This window comes from Serratia sp. A07 (assembly GCF_058725505.1).
The window spans coordinates 230,185-253,647 of the sequence record NZ_JBZXDO010000003.1; the positions used below are offsets into that span (position 1 = coordinate 230,185).

The following is a 23,463-nucleotide window of genomic DNA, read 5'->3' on the forward strand; positions in this document are numbered from 1 at the left end:
CAGCGGGGCGCCATGACGGCGCCCCGGCGATCACTTCCTGGGTTTAAAACGCAGCAGCCGGTTGGCGTTGCTGACTACGGTAATCGACGACAGCGCCATCGCCGCGCCCGCCACTACCGGGCTGAGCAGCGTGCCGGTCAGCGGATAGAGCACGCCGGCGGCGATCGGGATACCCAGCGTATTGTAGATAAAGGCGCCGAACAGGTTCTGCTTCATGTTGCGCAGCGTGGCCTTCGACAGCGCTACCGCATCCGCCACGCCGTGCAGGCTGTGGCGCATCAGGGTGATGGCGGCGGTCTCGATGGCGATGTCGCTGCCGCCGCCCATCGCGATGCCCACGTCGGCCTGCGCCAGCGCCGGGGCGTCGTTGATGCCGTCGCCGACCATCGCCACGCGCTGGCCTTGCGCCTGCAACTGCTTGATCGCCGCCGCTTTGCCGTCCGGCAGCACCCCGGCAATCACCCGATCGATGCCGGCCTCTTTGGCGATGGCGTTGGCGGTCACCGGGTTGTCGCCGGTCAGCATCACCAGCTGATAGCCCTGCTGGTGCAGGCGCTGCAGCGCCGCGACGCTGTCCTCGCGCAGCGGATCGCGAATGGCGAACAGTGCGGCCGGTTTACCGTTAACGGCCAGCAGCACCGGCGTCACGCCGCGTTCGGCCTGGGCGCGCATCGGCGCTTCCAGTTCGGCGGTCGCAACCTGATGCTGCTCCAGCATCGCGGCGTTGCCCAGCAGCACCGGCATGCCGTCGATCTCCCCGCTGACGCCGGCGCCGCGCAGGGTGCGGAACTGCGCGACCTGCGGCAGCGTTTGCCCGGCGGCGCGTTCCATGATGGCGCGCGCCAGCGGGTGGTTGGAACCTTGCTCCAGCGCGGCGGCCCAGCCGATCGCCTGCTGCTCGCTGACCTGATTGAAGGTCAGGATCTCCACCACCTGCGGTTTCCCTTCGGTCAGGGTGCCGGTTTTGTCGAACACCAGGGTGTCCAGCTGGCTGGCCTGCTGCAGGGCGTCGGCGTCGCGTACCAGCACGCCGAACTCCGCCGCGCGGCCGACGCCGGAGATGATCGACATCGGCGTCGCCAATCCCAATGCGCACGGGCAGGCGATGATCAGCACCGTGGTGGCGATCACCAGCGTGTAGACCAGCTGCGGCTGCGGGCCGAAGAAGTACCACATCGCCGCGCTGAACAGGGCGATCGCCACCACCGCCGGCACGAACACCGCCGAGACGCGGTCGGCCAGTTGGCCGATCGCCGGTTTACTGCTCTGCGCCTGACGCACCAGTTTGATGATGCGCGCCAGCGTGGTTTGGCTGCCGATGGCGGCGGCGCGGAACAGCACGCTGCCGTCGTCGACCACCGTCCCGGCATGCACCGTATCGCCGGCACCTTTCTGCTGCGGCACCGCTTCGCCGGTCAGCATCGCTTCATCGAGCCAGACTTCACCCTGCACGATTTCACCGTCGACCGGCACGCGATCGCCGGTGGTCAGCCGCAGCGTCATGCCGAGCTGCACCTCCACCAGCGGAATATCGCGCTCGCCGTCGTCGGTTACCAACCGCGCGGTAGGCGGCGTCAGATCCAGCAACCGCTCCAGCGCCTGCGAAGAACGCTGACGGGCGCGCTGCTCCAGCGCATGGCCGAGGTTGATCAAACCGATGATCATCGCGCTGGCCTCGTAATAGAGGTGGCGCGCCTCCATCGGGAAGAAATCGGGCCAAATGTTGACGGCGATCGAGTAAAGCCAGGCAGCGCCGGTGCCGAGCGCCACCAGGGTGTCCATGGTGGCGCTGCCGTTCATCAGCGCGCGCCAGGCGTTGCGGTAGAAGTGCCCACCGGCGAACACCATCACTGCCAGGGTGATGACGCCGACCAGCAGCCAGGGTCGCTGGGTCTCCGGCGTCAGCGTCATGCTGCCGCCGAACAGCCCCCAGGCCATCAGTGGGATACCCAACGCCAGACCCAGCGCCGCCTGCCAGCTAAAGCGCTTCATGTTGGCGCGTGCGGTCTGCTGCTGGCGCTCGCGGCGTTCGGTTTCATCCTGAATCATTTCGGCGCCGTAGCCGGCTTTTTCCACCGCCGCCACCAGCGCCTGCGCATCGGCGGCGCCGGTCACCAGAGCGCTGCGTTCCGCCAGGTTGACGCGCGCATGCTCTACGCCGGGAACGCTTTGCAGCGCCTGCTGCACTTTATTGACGCAGCTGGCGCAGGTCATGCCGCTGAGCAGCAGCTGTACGCTGTCGTCCGCGCCGTCGGTTGCCGGAAGGGGAGATTGCGCCGCTGGCTGAACGTCCGGCAACGAAGGTGTTGCGTCAGTCAACGGCTCAGTTTTTGGGGCGACGGCGCCCGCTACGCTGGCGTGATAGCCGGCATCTTCCACCGCGGCGATCAGCGCCTGCGGATCGGCATCGCCGTATACTTTCGCGCCGTCGATAGCGACATCGGCGGCGAACACGCCCGGCACCGCTTCCAGCGCCTTGCGGGTGGTGCCGACGCAGTGCATGCAGCTCAGGCCGCTCAGCTGCAGTTCGGTATCGGCGTGCGGCGCGACTTCGGCCTGATAGCCGGCGGCGATCACGCTGTCGATCAGCGCGCTGTCCGGCGCGTCGCCGGTCACTTTGGCGTAATGCACGTTAACGTCCGCCTGTTCGACATCGCTGCGGCTTTCCAGGGCTTTTTTCACCCGCTGCGCGCAGTTCATGCAGGACAGCCCCTGCAATGCCAGCATAGTGGTGTGTGACATGATTGAACTCCTTGCTTAAAGGGCGGTGTTTAAAGGTTGACCGCCTGACCTGTTTTCACTAAGAATGGAGCTTAAACCTTCCAGCAAGGGTAAGGTCAAGGAGGGAAAATGAATATTAGCGACGTCGCGAAAAAAACCGGGCTAACCAGCAAGACGATTCGTTTTTACGAAGAGAAAGCGCTGATTACCGCCCCGATCCGCAGCGATAACGGTTATCGCCACTATTCCGCCAGGCACGTTGAAGAGCTGACGCTGCTGCGCCAGGCGCGGCAGGTGGGCTTCAACCTGGACGAGTGCCGCGAGCTGGTGGCGCTGTTCAACGATCCGGCTCGCCACAGCGCGGACGTGAAGGCGCGCACGCTGCAGAAGGTGGCGGAGATCGAAAGGCACATCAGCGAACTGGGCGACATGCGCCAGCGCCTGCTGGCGCTGGCCGACCAATGCCCGGGCGACGAGGGGGCGGAGTGCCCCATCATCAACAACCTGGCGGGGTGTTGTCGTTCGAATTAACGGCTGATGGCGCGGATCACCAGCGTGACGCCTTCCACCGCCACCACTTCTACTTCGGTGCCGGCGGGCAGATCTTCTGCCGCCTGCGCGCGCCAGCTGCTGTCGCCGATATTGATGCGCCCCATACCGTTGTGCATCGGCTCCGTCAGCGTAGCGCGGGTGCCGATCAGCTGGCGGTTGCGCTGGTTGAGCACCGGCGAACCGCCGGATGCGGCCGCCGGGCGCCGGCGCAGCCAGTACCACCACAGGTAGGCGACGACGACGGTCAGGACGGCGAAGATCATGCCCTGCCACGCCCAGGAGAGCGGCGGCAGCAGCCAGATCAGAGCGCCGACCAACAGCGCCGCCACGCCGCTCCACAGCAGGTAGCCGCCGGCGCCGAGCATTTCCGCCGCCAGCAACACGCCCCCGAGGGAGAGCCAAAACCACAGCGGATTCGCCGCGATCAGTTCGAGCATGATTATTTGCCTTTGCTTTCTTTCAGCAGTTCGGTAATGCCGCCGATCGAGCCGAGCAGGCTGCTGGCGTCCAGCGGCATCATCACCACTTTGCTGTTGTTGGAGGAACCGATCTTCTGCAGCGCGTCGGTGTATTTCTGCGCCACGAAGTAGTTCACCGCCTGAATGTTACCGCTGGCGATGGCGTCGGACACCAGCTGGGTGGCGCGCGCCTCGGCCTCGGCGGCGCGTTCACGCGCTTCCGCCTGCAGGAACGCCGACTGGCGTTCGCCCTCGGCCTTCAGGATCTGCGATTGTTTCTCCCCCTCGGCGCGCAGAATGGCCGCCTGGCGCACCCCTTCCGCCTCGAGGATGTCGGCGCGCTTGGTACGTTCGGCCTTCATCTGGGCGTTCATCGAGGCGATCAGTTCCGCCGGTGGCCGCACGTCGCGGATCTCGATACGGGTGATTTTCACCCCCCACGGATTGGTCGCTTCATCGACGATGTGCAGCAGGCGGCTGTTGATGCTGTCTCGTTGCGACAGCATTTCGTCCAGCTCCATCGAGCCGAGCACGGTACGGAAGTTGGTCATGGTCAGGTTGACGATCGCCTGTTCGAGGTTGCTGACCTCGTAGGCGGCGCGCGCCGGATCGACCACCTGGATAAAGCACACCGCGTCGATGGCGACGTTGGCGTTATCGCGGGAAATCACCTCCTGCGAGGGAATGTCCAGCACCTGCTCCATCATGTTGATTTTGCGGCCAATGCGGTCCATGAACGGCACCACCAGGTTCAGGCCCGGCATCAGCGTTTTGGTGTAGCGGCCGAAGCGTTCTACCGTCCATTGGAACCCCTGCGGCACAATTTTGACGCCGGCGAACACCACAATCAGTGCGACGACGATCACGATGGGAATAAAAGTAAGCATGCAAACCTCCTGTCAGACATATGTAAACAGATATTACGTCAGCGCCGGAAAAATGCCTACCGTTACCGCGACTTAATCCAGGGCGCTGACCAAACCCGCGATCAGCGGATCCCGCGTCTGGAACAGGCCGATCAGGGTACGCACCGCCTCACCGCCGCGAGCATCGGACCAGGCCAGCGACAGGGGAGAGGGCTGGCGTGGATATTTGAGTTGCTTAGCCACCAACTCGCCGCTATCAAGGTAAGTTTGGCACAGCTGGCGCGGAAGGAAACCGATCCCGAGACCGCGCAGGTGGCACTCCAGCTTGGTGCGCAGGTCCGGTACCTTGATCTCCTGTTGGCCCGACAGCAGCCAGGCCGTGCGCTTGGCCAAATGGCGCGCGGTATCTTCGACGTTGATCGCCGCGTAAGGGCGCAGCTGCGTTTCGTTCAGCGGATCGGCGGCGGCGGCCAGCGGGTGCGTCGGCGCGATGGCGAACACCCAATCGATCTTGCCCAGGGGCAGCACCTTGATGCTGTTTTCCAGCGATTCATTGCCCGCCGCCCCGATCGCCAGATGGCAATCCTCATTCAGCAGCGCGTCCCACACGCCCATGTACACCTGGCGGGAAATGTGAAATTGGGTGAACGGGTATTTGGCGTGCAGGTGGGCCAACAGCCCGGCCACGGCGGCGGCGTCATACAGCAGGTTGTTGACAACGATATTCACCTGGTGCTCTACGCCGTCGTTGATTTGCCGCAGTTCGCCCGGCATGGCGTCCAGCCAGGTGTGCCACTGGCGGCAGCGCTCCAGCAAATACTCTCCGGCCGGCGTCAGGTTGACGGTGCGGGTGGTGCGGATAAATAGCTGCGTGCCGATGCTCTCTTCCAGCGTTTTGATGCGGTAGCTGATGGTGGCGGTGGTTTTGTGCAGCAGCTCCGCCGCGCGGGAGAAACTTTGGCACTCGGCAACTTTGATAAACGAACGAATGGTTTCGTGATCCAGCATGAGGGGTCCTTGGCTGACACCGCCTTTTCGGTTATCGGTGAGAAGAATCTACTGATGTTGCGGCGCGATAGGCAGCGGTAAAGCCCAACCCCACGATCCCGGTCACAGAATCACCCGATAGCGATGAACGCGCGCCGCCCCATTTTGCCCGATGATGAATTGGGCGGTTTTTTAATTCATTGATTTAAAGCAACTAATATGGCTCTTCGATCGTAAAGTGTGCGGGTGATCTTGTTGTGGAAAAATTTTCCAAAAAAATGCTGTCAAATTCACCACGCGCTGTCTAGAGTGAAGGCGTTGGGTGAAATATCGCCGTTCAATCGCCGTCTGGGTCATGCGCTTGGGAGAATCACATGGATTTAGTCATCGAAGAATTAACGCCGGCGGCCTTTGCGCCTTACGGCGATGTATTGCAGATAGAGGGCTCGCGTTTCTTTCATATCAATGACGGAAAAACCGAGCGTTATCACGATCTCGCCAAGATAGAGGTGTCCGACGGCAACCGGGTGCTGGCCAGCATCAACCGGGCGGAACCCTGCGATCTGCCGATGACCTTTTCCCTGTTGGAAAAGCATCCGCTCTCGTCGCAGGCCTTTGTGCCGATGAACGGCGAACGCTTCGTGGTGATCGTCGCCGAACCGGGCGAAACCATCCCCATCGGCACGCTGCGCGCCTTTATCACCAACGGCAAGCAGGGAATTAACTATCACCGCAATGTCTGGCACCATCCGCTGTTTGCCTATGCGAAGGTCACCGACTTTTTCACCATCGATCGCGCAGGTGCCGACAACTGCGTGGTCAGCCGCTTGCCGGAGCCGTATCGCATAGTTTTGGCATAGCGCTGGCCGCACGCCGCGCAGGGCGTTTATCATAGCGTCACCCATGCCGTTACTGACAAAGGAAGCTTGAATGACCGAATTACGCAGGAAAGGACGACCCGCCACCGAAGCCGGCGCCACCAAAGGGGCGCAGGCGTTGGATCGCGGGCTGGAGATCCTCCAGTACCTGGCCAACGCCGGAGGGAGTTCGTCGGTTTCCGTGCTGTCCGAAAAGCTGGAGCTGCCGCTGTCCACCACCTTCAGATTGTTGAAAGTGCTGGAGAAATCGGAATTCGTCTTTCAGGATCCACAGCTGGGCTGGTGGCATATCGGCATTCAGTCGTTCACCGTCGGTTCCGCTTACATGAACGATCGCGACGTGGTATCGGTGGCCGGGCCGTTCATGCGCCGGCTGATGCTGCTGTCCGGTGAGACCGCCAACCTGGCGATCCGCAACAATTTCGACGCGGTGCTGATTCGTCAATGCGAGTGCCAGGCGATGGTGCGCATGTGCGCGCCGCTGGGCAGCCGCTTGCCGCTGCACGCCTCGGGCGCCGGCAAAGCGCTGCTGTACCCGCTGGCGGAAGAGGAGATGCTGGATCTGATCGTGCGTTCGGGGCTGCAATCCTACACGCCCAAGACGCTGACCAGCGTGAACCTGCTGCGCAAGGATCTGCATCAGTCGCTGGCGCAGGGCTACACCATCGACGATGAAGAGCACGCGCTTGGCCTGAACTGCCTGGCTTCGGCGATTTTCGATCGCAACAACAACGTGATCGCCGCCATCTCCATCTCCGGGCCGAGTTCGCGGGTCGGCAAGGAGCGGTTCAAGGAGCTGGGCGAACTGGTGGGTGAAGTGGCCAGAGACATCAGCGCCGCGCTGGGCGAATCGCGCAGCAAGGCGTAAACGTCGCGCGCCGGACTGAACCGGCGCGGAGCAAGACTCCCCGTTTGATGAGCAAACGGGTTTTTTTGACCGCAATTTTAAGTTGGAAAAACTTTCCAATAAATTAAGGAGAGCATCACATGGCAATTATGCGAGCGGTAGACGCGGCAATGCACGTGCTGGAAAAAGAAGGGATCACCACCGCGTTCGGCGTGCCCGGCGCGGCGATCAACCCGTTCTACGATGCGATGCGGCGGCACGGCGGCATCAAACACTACCTGGCGCGGCACGTGGAAGGGGCCTCGCACATGGCGGAAGGTTACACCCGCGCCGCCGCCGGCAACATCGGCGTGTGCATCGGCACCTCCGGCCCGGCGGGCACCGACATGATCACCGGCCTTTACTCCGCCTCCGCCGATTCGATCCCGATCCTGTGCATCACCGGCCAGGCGCCGCGTGCGCGTTTGCACAAAGAAGATTTTCAGGCGGTAGACATCGAATCGATCGCCAAGCCGGTGACCAAGATGGCGGTCACCGTGCAGGAACCGGCGCTGGTGCCACGCGTGCTGCAGCAGGCGTTCCACCTGATGCGCTCCGGCCGGCCGGGCCCGGTGCTGATCGACCTGCCTTTCGACGTGCAGATGGCGGAGATCGAGTTCGATCCGGACACCTACTCTTCACTGCCCGCCTATAAGCCGGCGGCCACCCAGGCGCAGATCGACAAAGCGCTGGATCTGCTGTGCGCGGCGAAAAAACCGCTGATCATCGCCGGCGGCGGCATTCACAACGCCGACGCGGCGGATTTGCTGCAGCAGCTGGCGGAGATCTGCAACGTGCCGGTGATCCCGACCTTGATGGGCTGGGGCGCCATTCCGGACGATCACCCGCTGATGGCGGGCATGGCGGGCCTGCAAACCTCGCACCGCTACGGCAACGCCAACCTGCTGGATTCGGATCTGGTGTTCGGCATCGGCAACCGCTGGGCCAACCGCCACACCGGCTCGGTGGACAAGTACACCGCCGGGCGCAAGGTGGTGCACATCGATATTGAGCCGACGCAGATTGGCCGGGTGATCTGCCCGGATCTGGGCATCGTCTCCGACGCGCGCATCGCGCTGCAAATGCTGGTGGATACGGCAAAGCGCCGCTTCGAGCGCGGCGAGTTGCCGAATCGCGACGCTTGGTGCGCTGCCTGTCTGCAGCGCAAGCAAACGCTGCTGCGCAAAACCCACTTCGACAACGTGCCGGTCAAGCCGCAGCGGGTGTATGAAGAGATGAACCGCGCCTTTGGTCGCGATGCCTGCTACGTCACCACCATCGGGCTGTCGCAGATCGCCGCCGCGCAAATGCTGCACGTTTTCGAGCCGCGTCACTGGATCAACGCCGGCCAGGCCGGCCCGCTGGGCTGGACGCTGCCTGCGGCGCTGGGCGTATGCGCCGCCGATCCGCAGCGCAAGGTGGTCGCGCTGTCGGGCGACTATGATTTCCAATTTATGATTGAAGAGCTGGCGGTCGGCGCACAGTTCAAGCTGCCCTATATCCACGTGCTGGTGAACAACGCCTATCTGGGGCTGATCCGCCAGGCGCAGCGCGGGTTCGACATGGATTACTGCGTGCAGCTGTCGTTTGAAAACATTAACAATGCGGAGATTGGCGAGTACGGCGTCGATCACGTCAAGGTGGCGGAAGGGCTGGGCTGCAAGGCGCTGCGGGTGTTCAAACCGGAAGAGATTGCGCCGGCGTTTCGTCAGGCCCAGGAGCTGATGCAGCAGCACCGGGTGCCGGTGGTGGTGGAAATCATCCTGGAGCGCGTCACCAATATTTCCATGGGCACCGAGCTGGATAACGTCAACGAGTTCGAACCGGTGGCGGCAACACCGGAAGACGCGCCGACCTCGGTCAACTTCTTTGATTACCGTTGAGGAACCTTACCATGCCGAAATTTTCAGCCAACCTGTCCATGCTGTTCACCGAAGTCGATTTCATGCAGCGCTTCCGCCGGGCGAAGGAGCAGGGCTTCAGCGCGGTGGAATATATGTTCCCCTATGACTACCCGATCGCCGCGCTGCGCAGCGAACTGGAGGCGCATCGCCTGAGCCAGGTGCTGTTCAACCTGCCGGCCGGCGACTGGGCGGCGGGCGAACGGGGCATCGCCTGCTTGCCGGGGCGCGAAGCGGAGTTCCGCGACGGCGTCGGGCGCGCGATCGAGTATGCGCAGGCGCTGGGCTGCGATCGCATCAACTGCCTGATCGGCAATCCGGATCCCGCCGTCGGCCGCCACGCCACCGACGAACGGGTGAAGGAGAACCTGAGCTACGCCGCCGACACTCTGGCGCGGCAGAATATCCGTCTACTGATCGAACCGATCAACCGTTACGACATGCCGCAGTTCTACCTGCAAACCTCCCGGCAGGCGATCGAACTGATCGAGGCGATCGGCAGCCCCAACCTGTATCTGCAGTACGACCTTTACCATATGCAGCGCATGGAAGGAGAGCTGACGCAGACCCTTGAGCGCCTGCTGGCGAAGATCGACCACATTCAGGTCGCCGACAATCCGGGGCGGCACGAGCCGGGCACCGGTGAAATCAACTGCGAGTTTATCTTCGCGCAGCTGGATCGCATGGGTTATCGCGGCTGGATCGGCTGTGAATACAAACCGCTCACCACCACGGAAAGCGGCCTGTCATGGATTAAAAAATACCTGTCTTGAGGAGATGAAAATGAAAGTGGGATTTATCGGTCTGGGCATCATGGGCGCGCCGATGGCGGAAAAACTGCTGGCGGGTGGGCACACGCTTTACGCCCACACCCGGCATGAGGTGCCGGCGGCACTGTTGCAGCAAGGGGCCATCGCCTGCCGCGATCCGCAGCAGGTGGCGGATGAGGCGGACGTGATCTTTATCATGGTGCCGGATACGCCGCAGGTGGAAGAGGTGCTGTTCGGTGAACGCGGCTGCGCCGCCGGCAAGTTGAACGGCAAAGTGGTGGTGGACATGAGCTCCATTTCACCGCTGGAGACCAAGCGATTCGCGCAGCGTATCAACCAGCTGGGCGCCCAGTATCTGGACGCGCCGGTTTCCGGCGGCGAAGTGGGTGCCAAACAGGGCACGCTGACCATCATGGTGGGCGGCGAGGAAGCGACCTTCGAACGGGTGCAGCCACTGCTGGCGCTGATGGGCAAGAACATCACGCTGATCGGCGGCAACGGCGACGGGCAAACCTGCAAGGTCGCCAACCAGATCATCGTGGCGTTGACCATCGAAGCGGTCTCCGAGGCGCTGGTCTTCGCCTCGCGCGCCGGCGCCGATCCGGCCCGGGTGCGCGAAGCCCTGATGGGCGGTTTCGCCTCGTCGCGCATTCTGGAGGTGCACGGTGAGCGGATGATCAAGCGGGCGTTCGCGCCGGGGTTCCGCATCTCGCTGCACCAGAAGGATCTCAACCTGGCGCTGCAGGGCGCGAAGGCGCTGGCGCTCAGCCTGCCGAATACCGCCACCTGCCAGGAGCTGTTCAACGTCTGCGCCGCCAATGGCGACGGCGAGCTGGATCACTCCGCGCTGGTGCGGGCGCTGGAAATCATGGGCAACCACCGGGTGGCCGGCTAAGAGCACCCCCGGCATTTGATTTGCCGGCTTATCGTTAGAATCAGAGATGTTCGACATTAATAACGCCCTCTTTATGATAAATAAAGAGGGTCCCCGCCAATCCAATAAAAAATGATTCAGCACAATAAAAAGTAAAAAGCAGGATGCCAACCGAGGAGACACTGAATATGGCAACCGATAATGCTGTTATTGATAAAGATATTCTTACCGCCCCTGACAAAAACCGTTTATATCGAAAAATCGCCTGGCGCATTATGCCCATTTTATTAGTGAGCTATATCGTCGGTTATCTCGATCGGGTTGGGATCTCGTTTTCGAAATTTCAAATGATGCCCGATATTCTGAACGGCAATGTCTCGATGGCCGAAGCCGTTTACGGGCTGGGCGCCGGGGTGTTTTTCATCGGCTATATCATCGCCGGGGTACCCAGTAACATTCTGCTGAGCCGCTACGGCGCCAGAAAGATCATCGCGCTGCTGATGGTGGTGTGGGGGGCGATTTCGATGCTGAGCATCTTTATCACCAATCCCTGGCAATTCTACCTGGCGCGTTTCCTGCTGGGGCTGGCGGAGGCCGGCTTCTACCCCGGCGTGATCCTCTATCTGACGCTGTGGTTCCCGTCCAGCCAGCGCGCCAAGATGACCGCGCTGTTCGTGTGTGGCATCCCGGTCAGCAACATCATCGGCGGCCCGCTGTGCGGGTGGATCATCGAGCACATGAACGGCCTGATGAACCTCTCCGGCTGGCAGTGGCTGTTCTTTATCAGCGGCCCGCGCGCGCTGCTGATCGCCGTCGTCATCTTCTGTTTCCTGAATAATACCTATCAGAGCGCCAAGTGGCTCAGCCCGCAGGAGAAGGCGCTGATCAAAGAGGATATGGCGCAGAGCGCGCCGCGCCAGGGCGGTGCCGGCGGGCAGGAATGGACGATGAAAAGCATGCTGAGATCGTCCGCGTTCACCAAAATGTGGCTGATTTGCTTCTGCACCGTGATGGGCCAGGGCGGGCTGGCGTTTTGGGTTCCGACCATCATTCGCGACACCGGCGTGACCTCGGTGATGGATATCGGGTTGCTGACCATGCTGCCGTACATGCTGGCGGTGGTGGCGATGCTGGTGGCCGCGCGCAGTTCGGACAAGCATCGCGAGCGGCGCTGGCACATCATCGTGCCGTTCTGCATCGCCGCGGTGTCGCTGATCTTTATCGGCCTGTTCCCGGACAACAAGCACGTGGTGATGGCGGCGCTGTGCGTGGCGGTGGCGTCGAGCCTGGTGCCGTCGCCGCTGTTCTGGAGCCTGCCGAACGCCATTTTTACCGGCACCTGCGCCGCGGCGGGCATTGCGCTCATCAATTCCATCGCCAATATCGGCGGTTTTATTTCGCCTTATATCATCGGTTATTTCAAACAGCTGACCCACAGCAATTTGGCGGCGATGTGCGTCTTATCGACAATGATGATACTGGGGGCGATATTAACCTACAGCGTGCCGGCGAAATGGGTCAATAAATAACACTTCCCATTATCTTCATTAAATAGTCGGCAACAGTTTTATTTTATTTCGCCATGCATTTCTCATCTGATTATTTCAGCGGGGGAAGGCATGGCCATTTTTTATTTCGTCTCGAATAAAGGAGGCATCATGAAAATTGTTATTGCACCGGATTCATTTAAAGAAAGCGTCAGCGCGGAGCGGGCGGCGCGGGCGATCGCGCGCGGCTTTCACGAGGTTTATCCCGATGCCGAGTGCGTGTGCCTGCCGATCGCCGACGGTGGCGAAGGCACGGTGGACGCGCTGGTGGCCGCCACCGGCGGGCGCAAAGTGAGCGTGACCGCCACGGGGCCGCTGGGGGAACGGGTGGCGGCGTTTTACGGCGTCAGCGGCGACGGCAAGACGGCGGTGATCGAAATGGCGGCGGCCAGCGGGTTAATGCTGACGCCGGCGGAGCGCCGTAACCCGCTGCTGGCGACCAGCTACGGCACCGGCGAACTGATCCTGCATGCGTTGGATCAGGGCATTCGCCACCTGATCCTCGGCATCGGCGGCAGCGCCACGGTGGATGGCGGCGTCGGCATGGTGCAGGCGCTGGGCGGGCGCTTCTACCGTCCGGACGGCAAGGCGCTGCCGTGGGGCGGCGGCGAGCTGGCGACGCTGAGCGGAATCGATCTCAGTACGCTGGATGCGCGCCTGCGGCAGTGCCGAATTGAGGTCGCCTGCGACGTAGACAATCCGCTGGTGGGGCCGCGCGGCGCGGCGGCGGTGTTCGGGCCGCAGAAGGGCGCGACGGCGGCGATGGTGGCGCAGTTGGAGCAGGGCCTGACGCAGTATGCCGAGGTGATCCGCCAGAGTACCGGCCGCGACGTGCGGCACGTCGCCGGCGGCGGGGCGGCGGGCGGCATGGGGATCGCCTGCCAGGTGTTTCTCGGCGCAACGCTGAAGCCGGGCATCGAGATCGTGATGGCGGCGCTGGGCCTGGAGCAGGCGCTGGCGGAGGCCGATCTGCTGATCACCGGCGAAGGGCGCATCGACAGCCAAACGCTGGGCGGCAAGGCGCTGTCCGGCGTCGCTCGTCTGGCGCGGGCGCATGGCCTGCCGGTCATCGCGCTGGCCGGCGTGGTGGAGGACGGGGCGGAGGCGCTGCACGCGCAGGGGATCGATGCGATGTTCAGCATTCTGCCGCGCCTGAGCACGCTGGCGGTCGCGCTGTCGCAAGGGGAACTCAACCTGCAGCGCAGCGCCGCCAACGTCGCCCGCGCGATGCGTATCGGCCGGCGATTGGGATAAATAAAAAAGAAGGCCACGCTGCGCGAGCAGGTGGCCTTGGTTTTGGCGGCGAAGCGCTTACGGCTCGACGTCGCGGTTGCAGTCCTTGGAGTAGATGTAGCTGAAGGTTTCCTGGCCCACCGCATAGCCCGCCTGTTGCACATAGGCGCCCATGAAGATGTAGTCGCCTTGCTTCACCGGCATCCATTCATTGTCCAGGTTGTACACGCCGGCACCGCTGAGAATGTAGGCGCCATGCTCCTGCACGTGGGTCTCGATGTAGCCGTGGCTGGCGCCGGGGGCGAAGGAGAGGATGTGCATATTCATGTCGAAGCCCAGATCTTTCGGCAGCAGATCCTGCAGGATCACCTCGCTCATGCCCTCGTAGTGGATCTTCTCCAGGTTGGCGACGTTGTTGCTGACCACGTGCGCCTCGTAACCCTTGATGCGCTGATAGCGGCGCTTGTAGAGGAACAGGCGGCTGGATTGGCCGCCGTTGGCGTTTTCCAACCGCATCGTGACGCCCGCCGGGCAGTAAAGGTAGCCGCCGGCGGTCAGTGGGTAGTCGGTGGCGTCGGCGGAAGCGGTGATGGCGCCGTCGATGACGTACACGAAGGTTTCGAGCTCTTCGCCGCCAAAGCCTTTGGTGTTGCGGCCGCAGTCGTGCAGCGTCACCAGATAATCGACGAAGGTGGCACCCAGTTTCGGCGTCGACAAGATGGTGACGTCGCAGTTTTCAAAACCGGGAATGACGTTGCGCACCAGGCCGTTCGGCGGGATCAGCGCATAGTTGCCGCGTTTGATGATGGCACGCGTTGACAGAATGTCGGTTGGATAACCGGTTTGATTGTTGAAGTAACCCACGTTGATTCTCCTGATCGTTGAAAGGGCGCCGCGGCGGCGCCCGGTAAAAAAGCGCCGTCAGGCCTCGGTGGCCGTTCGGGCTGCCGTAGTGCGTTTCATCAAGACGTTGACGGTGAAGAAAATGGCGGTGCCCACCAGCAGGATGGCGGCGGAGATGTAAAAGCCCATCACCTTGGAGCCGGTGCTGTCGGAGATCACGCCGGTGAGGAAGGGGGCGATCACCGACGAGGACATGCCGAAGAAGTTGAACACGCCGAAGCTGGTGCCATAGCCTTTCTTCGGCGCGTTGTCGGCGACGAAGGAGATCATGATCGGATCGACCGCCAGCTTACCCAGCAACCCGTACAGGATCAGGCTGATCAGCAGCATGGTGGAGTCCGGCGAAATGACGGTGCAAACCAGCATCACCGCCGCGCACAGCTCGAGGAAAATGATCAGCTGCACCTTCTTGTTGCGGAAACGGTCGGACATGCGGCTGAAGAACAGCGCGCCCGGCACCGACGCGAACGCCACCAGGGCGGAGGAGAAGCCGATGGCTACCCCTTCAAAGCCGCGCTCTTGCTGCAGGAACGAGGGCAGCCAGGTGACTATCATGTAGTAGCCGTAGCAGGTGGCGAAGTACATCGCGTAGGCGGAGATCATGCGCAGGCTGAACAGGCCGCTGGCCTGGCCGTCCTCTTCGGGCTCGGCAGCCGTCGGCGCAACGGTCTGGCTGACGGCCGCCGGGGCTTGAGGCTGCGAGCCTTTGATGACCACGGCGAACACCAGCGTCATCACCACCAGCAGGCCGGTGATGATGAACAGCATGATCTGCCAGTTCATGTTGAAGCTTTTCACCAGCAGGCTGGAGGCGATCAGGCCGATGGCCATGCCGAGCGCCGAGCCGCTGTTGATCACCGCGGTCGCCAGGCCACGGCGTTCCAGCGGGATATTCTCCGACGACAGGGAGTAGGCCGAGCCGTAATAAGAGCCGCAGCCCATGCCCGCCAGCAGGCTGCCGGCATAGACCATGGTCAGGCTGGTGGCGTTGCCGATCAGCAGCGTGGCGATGATGAACAGGCAGAAGCCCGGGATCAGCACCACCTTCTTGCCGAATTTGTCCACCAGGATGCCCGCCGGGATCTGCATCCCGGTGTAGGCGAAGAAGTAGAAGCTGGCGATCAGCCCCATTTCCGCATTGGAGTGCGCACCGATGGTTTGTTGGATCTCGGGGAAGATCGGCGTCAGGACGGTGCGATAGATCCAGATCACCGCCCAGCCCAGACAGAGCACGACGACGATCTTTTTCCAGTAGCGCGGGTCGATGTCGTTGCTCATGCCTCGGCCCCCTGTTCGGTGTAGGCCAGCTGATACAGCGTCTGCGCCAGGATTTTCACCCCTTCGTTCAGATCGGCGACGGCGGTTTTTTCCGCCGGGTTATGGCTGATACCGGCGATGCTCGGCACGAACATCATCACCGTCGGCACGCGCGGGGCGAAGATTTGCGAGTCGTGCCCGGCGCCGCTATGCATCATGCGGTAATTCAGCCGCTGCGTTTCGCACAGGCGGCTGACGCAGGCCACCAGCTGTTCGTTCATCGGGATCGGCGCTTCGTCCATCCACAGATCGATCTCGGCCTCGATGCCCATCTCGGCGCAGATGCGCTGGATATCCTGCTCGATCTCTTGTGTGAAGCGCAGCAGCGCGGCCTGATCGGTGTGGCGGCAGTCGAGGGTGAAGTGGGTGAAGCCCGGCACCACGTTGACGGTGTTCGGCTTCGGCTCCACCTTGCCGAAGGTCAGCACCAGCGGATCGCCCTCGGCGCGCGCCTTGGCGATCGATTCGCAGCAGATGCGGCTGAAAGCGTGCACGGTATCCCGGCGATAGCTCATCGGGGTGGTGCCGGCGTGGTTGGCTTCGCCCTGCAGCCGCACGTCATAACGCCGTTGGCCGACGATGCTGGTCACCACGCCGATGGTTTTGCCTTCGGTTTCCAGCACCTTGCCCTGCTCGATGTGGATCTCGACGAAGGCCGCGATGTCGCTGCGCAGCGGCTGATGCGGCGGAGGGAAATCGAAACCGGCGTCGCGCATGGCGTTGACGAAGCCGACGCCCTTGGCGTCCGTAATGTGTTGCACGTCTTCCCGCCGGGCCAGGCCGACGATGTTCTTGCTGCCCCAGAACACATAAGGGAAGCGGCTGCCTTCTTCTTCCGCCAGCGCGATGACTTCCAGGCTGCGCAGCGGCGGGCCGTAGGTGTCCTTGAGGTGTTTGATCGCCATGAAGGCGGCTTCGATACCGAACTGGCCGTCGAGGTTGCCGCCGTTGACCACCGTGTCGATGTGCGAACCGGAGAGAATCACCTGGTCGGGGTATTTGCTGCCCTCCAGTCGGCCGAACAGGTTGCCGACCGCATCAAAATGGGTGTTCAGCCCGGCGGCCTCGAAGGCGTTTTTCAACGCGTGCTGCGCTTCGATCCATTCCGGGGTATAAAGCAGACGCGTCATGCCGCCGCTGGGGTCGGCGCCGATTTTCGATAACCAGCCGGAAATATCACGGATTTCTTGTTGGAAGTCTTTCATGTTTACCTGCCCGCATGTTGTGTCTCAGCGGCGATGCGGCCAGGGCTGATGCTATTCGCCGCCGGCCGGCCTATTGCGCTGAGCGCGCTGATGAAGGTTTTCTTTTTTCTCCCCGGCTCTGACATATCAACCGCGAGCCGCGGCGTAAAAAGCCCACGATAATAAGAGTGCGTTAACTGGCGAAGGGATCTTTATGGTCGTAAGAACGCTGGTAAATAGCATTTGAAATTAAGTATTGATAAATATCGTCGACGATTTCGATACCGTTTTTCTCGCTTTCCATTTCACGCGCATGGCTGTTCTGCCCTGGATAAAGCACTTTGCTGACGCCCGGCGCCGGCTTAACGGCATTCAATTCTTTCATGACCTGGCTGATATTTTTACGGAATGCGGATTCGTTGGTGAAATAACCCGGGTTCAGAACGATATGCAATTGGCCCAATTCCCGGCCGGCGCTGAGATCGTGATACATCGAGCTGACGTGTTTGCCGAACGGCAGGCCGAGCAAAATGCCCGACAGCACGTCGACCATCATCATCAGGCCGTAGCCTTTCGGCCCGGCGATCGGCAGCAGCCCGCTGACGGCGAACGGATCGGTGGTGTGCTTACCCTCGGCGTCCACCGCCCAGGTATCCGGGATGGCGGCGTTGCGCGAGCGGGCGTCCAGCACTTTGCCCCAGGCCTGTACGGTGGTGGCCATATCGAAGGTGATCAGCTCGTCGCCTTCGCCCGGCGCGGAGAAGGCGATGGGGTTGGTGCCGTAGTAGACCTCGGCGCCGCCGTACGGCACCACCATCGGATCGGACTGGCACAGCGAAATGCCGACCATGCCGGCGCGCGCCGCCTGCTGCACGAAGTACGACAGCGCCCCGCTGTGGCCGATGCGGCGTACGCCCACCACCGCCACGCCATTCTCTTTCGCCATCTCGATGGCGCGATCCATGCTCAGCTTGGCCGCCACGTGCCCGGCGCCGTTGTCGCCGTCGAAAATGGCGCTGCAGGGGCCGGTTTTTTCAAAGGTGAAATGCGGGTGATTGTTGGTGCCGCCTTTGCTGATGCGTTCGGAATAGTATTCGACCCTGACCGCGCCGTGAGAATGAATGCCGCGCGCATCGGCATGAACCAGCACGTCGGCGACGATGCCGGCGTGTTCCTGGCTCAGGCCGGCGGCGTGAATTTTTTGCTGGATAAGCTGATGTAATTGTTGTTTAGAGACCTTCATATACAGTCCTTTTATCACTACGGTTTATTTAATTCGCCTCTGCGTTGTAATGTATAAATACCGGGGGGGAATAATGTGATCCAGATGCGTTTTATCCGATTGGATTAAAAATTCGTTGAATTAAATCGCCATTGTTAGAAGTTTTTTTATAAATGATTATTCCCGTCTGGATTAACTAATATTCAGGCGATTAAGTTATTTTTTCTAACAATAGATAAAGTGTGACCGTACTCACCTCTGGGCGTGGTTTTAATTTGTAGCTTGATCATTAACCTTTTCGCTGGATTCAATGCATCGCCGCACCGCCGGTGCGGGAAATATTGCCGATATTATTAAATGCTGTCTTAAGGATATCACCATGATCCATGCTTTTATTAAAAAGGGGAGCTTTCAGGATTCCGTCAGCCTGATGTTGATCTCCCGCAAACTCAGTGAATCTCCCAAGGTCGAGGAAATATCCGTCATGATGGGGACACCGGCCAATAAGTCCTTATTGGAGGTGACCGGTTTCTGGCACCCGCAGTTTAGCGAAGCGACGCCGAACGATATTTGCGTGGCGATCAAAGCGGAGTCCGCCGACGAGACGATCGCCGAGGAGATCGGCGCGGCGCTGGAGACGGCGCTCAAGGCGATTGCGCAGGGGGGCCAGGGCGGCAAAAAACTGCTGCGGGCACGTAGCTGGCGCACCGCCAGGCAGAAGCTGCCCGCCGCCAATCTGGCGCTGATCTCGATCGCCGGCGAATACGCGGCGGAGCTGGCGGATAGCGCGCTGGAAGACGGCTGCAACGTGATGATGTTCTCCGACAACGTCAGCGTGGCGCAGGAAGTGGCGCTGAAAACCAAGGCGCGCGAGCGCGGGCTGATCGTGATGGGGCCGGACTGCGGCACCGCCTGCATCGCCGGCGCGCCGCTGGCGTTCGCCAACGTGGCGCCCGCCGGCTCTATCGGCGTAGTGGGCGCCTCCGGCACCGGCATTCAGGAGCTTATTTCGCAAATTACCCTGGCAGGCCAGGGCATCTCGCACGCCATTGGCCTCGGCGGGCGGGATTTGACGGCGGAGATCGGCGGCATCAGCGCCATCAGCGCGCTGCGCATGCTGGCAGCGGATCCGCAGAGTCTTGTGCTGGCGTTCGTGTCCAAACCGCCGGCACCCGAGGTGCGCCAACGGGTGATCGACGAGATGAAAGCGCTCGGCAAGCCGGTGGTGGCGCTGTTCCTCGGCGCGCAGTCCGCCGTGCGCCAGGAGGGCAACATCACGTTCGCCGCCACGCTGGATGAAGCGGCGCGGCTGGCGGCGATGCTGGGCTGCGTGCAGCAACAGGCGGCGCAGCAGCCAGCGGTCCCCGGCGGCAACATCGCCGGGCTGTACGCCGGCGGCACGCTGGCGGCCGAATGCGCGATGCTGCTGGCGGAAAAACTGTCCCTGCCGGTGGATAGCGAACACCCGCGCGGCGCCATGCTGGTGGCCGACGGCCATCGCATTATCGACATGGGCGATGACTTTTATACCCAGGGGCGCCCGCACCCGATGATTGACCCGACCGCCCGCAATCAAGAAATCGCCCGCCTGGCGCAGCAGCCGCAGACTGGCGTGTTGCTGCTGGACGTGGTGATCGGCTTCGGCGCTCAGGACGATCCGGCGGCGTCGCTGGCGGCTGAGGTGGCCAACGTGCGCGCGGCGCGCGGCGCGGCCCACCCGCTGGCGGCAATCGCCACCGTCACCGGCACCGAACAGGATCCGCAGCAGCGCTCGCGGCAAATCGCCACCCTGCAGGAAGCCGGCATCGCGGTGATGCCGTCGCTGCCGGCGGCGGTCGCGCTGGCGCATCAGCTGATTACCCCCGTCTTACCCGCACCCGAACGCGAACGGCCGGCCTTGCTGGACGGCGTCGCGGTGATCAACGCCGGGCTGCGCAGCTTCGCCGATGACCTGCAAACCAGCGACATTCCGGTGGTGCATTACCAGTGGGCGCCGGTAGCCGGTGGCGATCAACGATTAGCCAACATCTTGAAAAAATTAAAGTAAGGAACCGCTATGTACGCAACGATTGAGCAAGCAAACGCCGCCGTTATCGCCCGTATCCGCGAGGCGCGCCCGCACTGGCAGGATGTGGATCTGGCGCACCGCTTGATCCCGCAGCTGGCCGAAGGGCGCAAGCTGCTGCATGCCGGCCCGCCGGTCACCTGGCAAGAGATGAGCGGCCCGGTGCGCGGCGCCTGCATCGGTGCCTGCCTGTTCGAAGGCTGGGCGCAGGATGAGCAGCAGGCGCTGGCGCTGCTGGCGCAGGGGGAAATCGAGTTTATCCCGTGCCACAGCGTGAGCGCGGTGGGGCCGATGGGCGGCATCACCTCGGCCCACATGCCGATGGTGGTGGTCAGGAACACCGTTCACGGCAATTACGCCTACTGCAACATGAACGAAGGCATCGGCAAAGTGATGCGCTTCGGCGCCTACGGCGAGGACGTGCAGCAGCGCCTGCGCTGGATGCGCGACTCGCTGGCCCCGGTGCTGAAAGCGGTGCTGGCGACGCTGGAGGAAGGGATCGATCTGACCGCGCTGATGGCGCAGGCGATCAGCATGGGGGACGAATTCCACCAGCGCAATATCGCGGCCTCGGCGCTGCTGATGCGCAGGCTGGCGCCGGAGATCAGCCTGCTGCCGCGCGATAAGGCGGAGCTGGCGCAGGTGATGCAGTTCCTCAGCATCACCGATCAGTTCTTCCTCAATCTGGCGATGGCCTACTGCAAGGCGGCGATGGACGCCGGGGCGGAGATTGAGCAGGGCACCATCGTCACGGTAATGACCCGCAACGGCAAGAATTTCGGCATCAAGATCAGCGGGATGGGCGATCGTTGGTTCACCGCGCCGGTGAACACGCCGGAAGGGCTGTTCTTCTCCGGCTTCAGCCAGGCAGACGCCAACCCGGACATCGGCGACAGCGCGATCACCGAAACCTTCGGCATTGGCGGCGCGGCGATGGTGGCGGCACCGGGCGTGACGCGCTTCGTCGGGGCTTCCGGCGGCATGAGCGCCGCCACCGACATCTCCGAGGAGATGGCGGAAATCTACCTCGAACGCAACATGATGCTGCAGATCCCGACCTGGGACTTCCAGGGCGCCTGCCTGGGGCTGGATGCCCGGCGGGTGGTGGAAACCGGCATCACGCCGCTGATCAACACCGGCATCGCCCACCGCGAAGCCGGGGTCGGGCAAATTGGCGCCGGTACGGTGCGTGCACCGCTCGGCTGCTTCGAGAAAGCGATCGAAGCGCTGGCCGACAAGCTCGGCATTACGGCGTAAGCGAACGGAGGCGCATATGGACATTATCGCGTTGGCCGGCAGCCGCCATGCGACGCAGGATTACGGCGCGCTGCGCTGCGTCGGCAGCTTCAACAACGCGATCAATTTCCTGACGGAAAACGCACGGCTGCTGACGCTGCACCGCGCCGGCAGCGGCCTGAGTCCGATGGGGTGGCAGCTCGGCGCGCGGGATTTCGATCGCGTGCGGCGTGTGGTGCCGTCCGTACGACGCTGCGCTTTCTCCGCCACAGGCATCACGTTGGATGCGCTCCTGGTGCGGCCCGCCGCGGCGGCGCGGGATCTGGCGCTGGCGCCGCGTGCGGCCATTGCCGATCGGCCGCTGACGGCGGTATTGCAGCGCTGCACGGCGCAGTGCGGGTTGCACGGCGAGCTGGGCCGATTGGTGAGGCAGCCGTTAACGCCGGAGCCGGCCGCGCTGGTGCGGGATTTTTCCCGTTGGCTGCGGGGCGACACGGTCGACTGGCACCAGGCGCTGGGCAAGGGGCCGGGGCTGACGCCGAGCAACGACGACACCTTGCTCGGCCTGCTGCTGAGCGCCCACCTCGACAGCCGCATCCCGGTTAGCGGGCTGGCGCCGTTTTTCGCCCAGACGCCACCGCTGGACGCGCTGACCACGCTGGTGAGCGCGCACTACCTGCGTTACGCCGAGCAGGGCCTGTTCGCCACGCCGCTGCATGCGTTGGCGCAGGGGCTGCGGGCGCCTGAAGGCGTATCGGCGGCGGTGGCGGCGGTGCTGAGCCTGGGGCACTTCTCGGGAGCGGACACGCTGCTGGGCGTGTGGCTGGGGGTGACGACGATTAACGCACTGTGCGGCGCGCGGTGTGAACACGAGGGCCGGATCGCGGATCCGGCCGGGACGGTATGATTTCAACTACGGGTGCAAACCATGAAAACCTTGGTCATTGCGTTGGGCGGCAACGCCCTGTTGCAGCGCGGAGCCGTGCTCTCTGCGGAAAATCAGTATAAGAGCATCGCCCTTATCGCCGACGCCATCGGCAAGCTGGCGCAGAAATACCGCATTGCCATCGTACACGGCAACGGGCCGCAGGTGGGGCTGCTGGCGTTGCAGAACCTGGCGTACCGCGATGTGCCGCCTTATCCGCTGGATATTCTGGTGGCCGAAAGCCAGGGCATGATCGGCTATATGCTGGCGCAGCAGCTGAGCGCCAGCCATCCGCAGCAGCCGGTGTCCACGCTGCTGACGCGGGTGCTGGTGGATGCGCAGGATGCGGATTATCAGGCGCCGAGCAAGTTCATCGGGCCGGTGTATGCGCCGGAACAGCGGCAGGCGCTGGAGGCCAAATACGGCTGGACGCTGAAGGCGGACGGCAACTACATCCGCCGGGTGGTGCCTTCGCCGGCGCCGCAAAAGATCCTCGACATCGAGGCGATCACGCTGCTGCTGTCGCAGCGGCACATCGTGATCTGCAACGGCGGCGGCGGTATCCCGATGATCGCCGGCGAGCATGGGCTGACGGGCAGCGAAGCGGTGATCGACAAAGATCTGGCTGCGGCGCTGTTGGCGGAGCAGGTGGGGGCCGATCATCTGGTGATCCTCACCGATGCCGACGCGGTGTACCAGGAGTGGGGCACGCCGCGCCAGCGCGCTATCCGGCGCGCCACCACGCAGGAACTGGCGCCGATGGCGGTGGCGGACGGCGCCATGGGGCCGAAGATCATGGCGGTCAGCCGCTTCGTCGATCGCACCGGGCGGACGGCCCATATCGGTGGCCTGCAGGATATCGACGCGGTGCTGGCGGGCCAGGCCGGCACCTCTATTTTGCCTTAGCCGCCGTCGGTTTATCCGCGCCCGCGCTGGCG

At 62.7% G+C, this 23,463-nt stretch carries 20 protein-coding genes; 12 read left to right on the forward strand and 8 right to left on the reverse strand.

The window, feature by feature from the left end:
• Positions 1-30: 30 nt before the first annotated feature.
• Entirely contained in the window at positions 31-2,742 is a 2,712-nt protein-coding gene (gene copA / locus AC4PR2_RS04815; RefSeq protein WP_330113337.1) for a copper-exporting P-type ATPase CopA, read from the reverse strand.
• A gap of 108 nt (positions 2,743-2,850) precedes the next feature.
• Here copA and cueR point away from each other — a divergent pair, with 108 nt between their 5' ends.
• Positions 2,851-3,252, forward strand: coding sequence for a Cu(I)-responsive transcriptional regulator (cueR, locus tag AC4PR2_RS04820; RefSeq protein WP_100396200.1), 402 nt, complete (start codon positions 2,851-2,853; stop codon positions 3,250-3,252).
• Here cueR and AC4PR2_RS04825 read toward each other — a convergent pair.
• The 3 genes from AC4PR2_RS04825 to allS all read right to left on the reverse strand — a co-directional run bounded on the left by AC4PR2_RS04825 (position 3,249) and on the right by allS (position 5,605).
• On the reverse strand, positions 3,249-3,710 hold the full coding sequence (locus AC4PR2_RS04825; protein WP_025301808.1) for an NfeD family protein: 462 nt from the start codon (positions 3,708-3,710) through the stop codon (positions 3,249-3,251). The two genes, cueR and AC4PR2_RS04825, sit on opposite strands and share 4 nt — an antisense overlap.
• A gap of 2 nt (positions 3,711-3,712) precedes the next feature.
• The gene (locus tag AC4PR2_RS04830) at positions 3,713-4,618 is read right to left on the reverse strand and encodes an SPFH domain-containing protein (protein ID WP_004940203.1); all 906 of its coding nucleotides are present in this window, start codon (positions 4,616-4,618) and stop codon (positions 3,713-3,715) included.
• A 72-nt stretch (positions 4,619-4,690) separates the two neighbouring features.
• Positions 4,691-5,605 (reverse strand): HTH-type transcriptional activator AllS, encoded by a 915-nt coding sequence (allS, locus tag AC4PR2_RS04835; protein WP_060423483.1) that lies wholly within the window; start codon positions 5,603-5,605, stop codon positions 4,691-4,693.
• Positions 5,606-5,958: 353 nt separating this feature from the next.
• On the opposite strand from allS, the gene AC4PR2_RS04840 reads away from it, so the two are divergent.
• The 7 genes from AC4PR2_RS04840 (at position 5,959) to AC4PR2_RS04870 (ending at position 13,694) form a co-directional block, all read left to right on the forward strand.
• Positions 5,959-6,444 (forward strand): ureidoglycolate lyase, encoded by a 486-nt coding sequence (locus AC4PR2_RS04840; protein ID WP_033647245.1) that lies wholly within the window; start codon positions 5,959-5,961, stop codon positions 6,442-6,444.
• A gap of 70 nt (positions 6,445-6,514) precedes the next feature.
• Complete coding sequence (gene allR / locus AC4PR2_RS04845) at positions 6,515-7,330, forward strand: HTH-type transcriptional repressor AllR (protein ID WP_038875050.1); 816 nt, start codon at positions 6,515-6,517, stop codon at positions 7,328-7,330.
• 119 nt (positions 7,331-7,449) lie between these two features.
• Entirely contained in the window at positions 7,450-9,231 is a 1,782-nt protein-coding gene (gene gcl, locus AC4PR2_RS04850; RefSeq protein WP_033637372.1) for a glyoxylate carboligase, read from the forward strand.
• A gap of 11 nt (positions 9,232-9,242) precedes the next feature.
• Positions 9,243-10,022: a hydroxypyruvate isomerase gene (gene hyi / locus AC4PR2_RS04855; RefSeq protein WP_060433748.1), complete on the forward strand. Its 780-nt coding sequence runs from the start codon at positions 9,243-9,245 to the stop codon at positions 10,020-10,022.
• A gap of 10 nt (positions 10,023-10,032) precedes the next feature.
• Positions 10,033-10,914 carry a 2-hydroxy-3-oxopropionate reductase gene (glxR, locus tag AC4PR2_RS04860; protein WP_033647242.1) on the forward strand — a complete coding sequence of 294 codons (882 nt, stop codon included), beginning with the start codon at positions 10,033-10,035 and terminating at the stop codon, positions 10,912-10,914.
• 254 nt (positions 10,915-11,168) lie between these two features.
• The gene (locus AC4PR2_RS04865; protein WP_492174925.1) at positions 11,169-12,422 is read left to right on the forward strand and encodes an MFS transporter; all 1,254 of its coding nucleotides are present in this window, start codon (positions 11,169-11,171) and stop codon (positions 12,420-12,422) included.
• A 129-nt stretch (positions 12,423-12,551) separates the two neighbouring features.
• Positions 12,552-13,694, forward strand: coding sequence for a glycerate kinase (locus tag AC4PR2_RS04870; RefSeq protein ID WP_308343052.1), 1,143 nt, complete (start codon positions 12,552-12,554; stop codon positions 13,692-13,694).
• A gap of 57 nt (positions 13,695-13,751) precedes the next feature.
• Here the strand turns inward: AC4PR2_RS04870 and allE are convergent, their stop codons facing one another.
• The 4 genes from allE to allD all read right to left on the reverse strand — a co-directional run bounded on the left by allE (position 13,752) and on the right by allD (position 18,320).
• Positions 13,752-14,537 carry a (S)-ureidoglycine aminohydrolase gene (gene allE / locus AC4PR2_RS04875; protein WP_063991010.1) on the reverse strand — a complete coding sequence of 262 codons (786 nt, stop codon included), beginning with the start codon at positions 14,535-14,537 and terminating at the stop codon, positions 13,752-13,754.
• 57 nt (positions 14,538-14,594) lie between these two features.
• Complete coding sequence (locus AC4PR2_RS04880; protein WP_047728617.1) at positions 14,595-15,854, reverse strand: MFS transporter; 1,260 nt, start codon at positions 15,852-15,854, stop codon at positions 14,595-14,597.
• Positions 15,851-17,098 carry an allantoate deiminase gene (gene allC / locus AC4PR2_RS04885; protein WP_047728615.1) on the reverse strand — a complete coding sequence of 416 codons (1,248 nt, stop codon included), beginning with the start codon at positions 17,096-17,098 and terminating at the stop codon, positions 15,851-15,853. Before allC ends, AC4PR2_RS04880 begins: the two co-directional genes overlap by 4 nt.
• Before the next feature lie 172 nt (positions 17,099-17,270).
• Positions 17,271-18,320: an ureidoglycolate dehydrogenase gene (gene allD, locus AC4PR2_RS04890; protein ID WP_015376901.1), complete on the reverse strand. Its 1,050-nt coding sequence runs from the start codon at positions 18,318-18,320 to the stop codon at positions 17,271-17,273.
• A 358-nt stretch (positions 18,321-18,678) separates the two neighbouring features.
• On the opposite strand from allD, the gene AC4PR2_RS04895 reads away from it, so the two are divergent.
• From AC4PR2_RS04895 to AC4PR2_RS04910, 4 genes are read left to right on the forward strand one after another with little or no spacing between them, the layout of a single operon-like run.
• Positions 18,679-20,346: an acyl-CoA synthetase FdrA gene (locus AC4PR2_RS04895; RefSeq protein ID WP_319857533.1), complete on the forward strand. Its 1,668-nt coding sequence runs from the start codon at positions 18,679-18,681 to the stop codon at positions 20,344-20,346.
• Between the two features lie 9 nt (positions 20,347-20,355).
• Positions 20,356-21,621 carry a YlbE family protein gene (locus tag AC4PR2_RS04900; RefSeq protein ID WP_055312589.1) on the forward strand — a complete coding sequence of 422 codons (1,266 nt, stop codon included), beginning with the start codon at positions 20,356-20,358 and terminating at the stop codon, positions 21,619-21,621.
• A 16-nt stretch (positions 21,622-21,637) separates the two neighbouring features.
• Entirely contained in the window at positions 21,638-22,507 is an 870-nt protein-coding gene (locus AC4PR2_RS04905; RefSeq protein WP_169318110.1) for an oxamate carbamoyltransferase subunit AllH family protein, read from the forward strand.
• Positions 22,508-22,528: 21 nt separating this feature from the next.
• Positions 22,529-23,431: a carbamate kinase gene (locus AC4PR2_RS04910; RefSeq protein WP_047025725.1), complete on the forward strand. Its 903-nt coding sequence runs from the start codon at positions 22,529-22,531 to the stop codon at positions 23,429-23,431.
• The last annotated feature ends 32 nt before the right edge of the window (positions 23,432-23,463 follow it).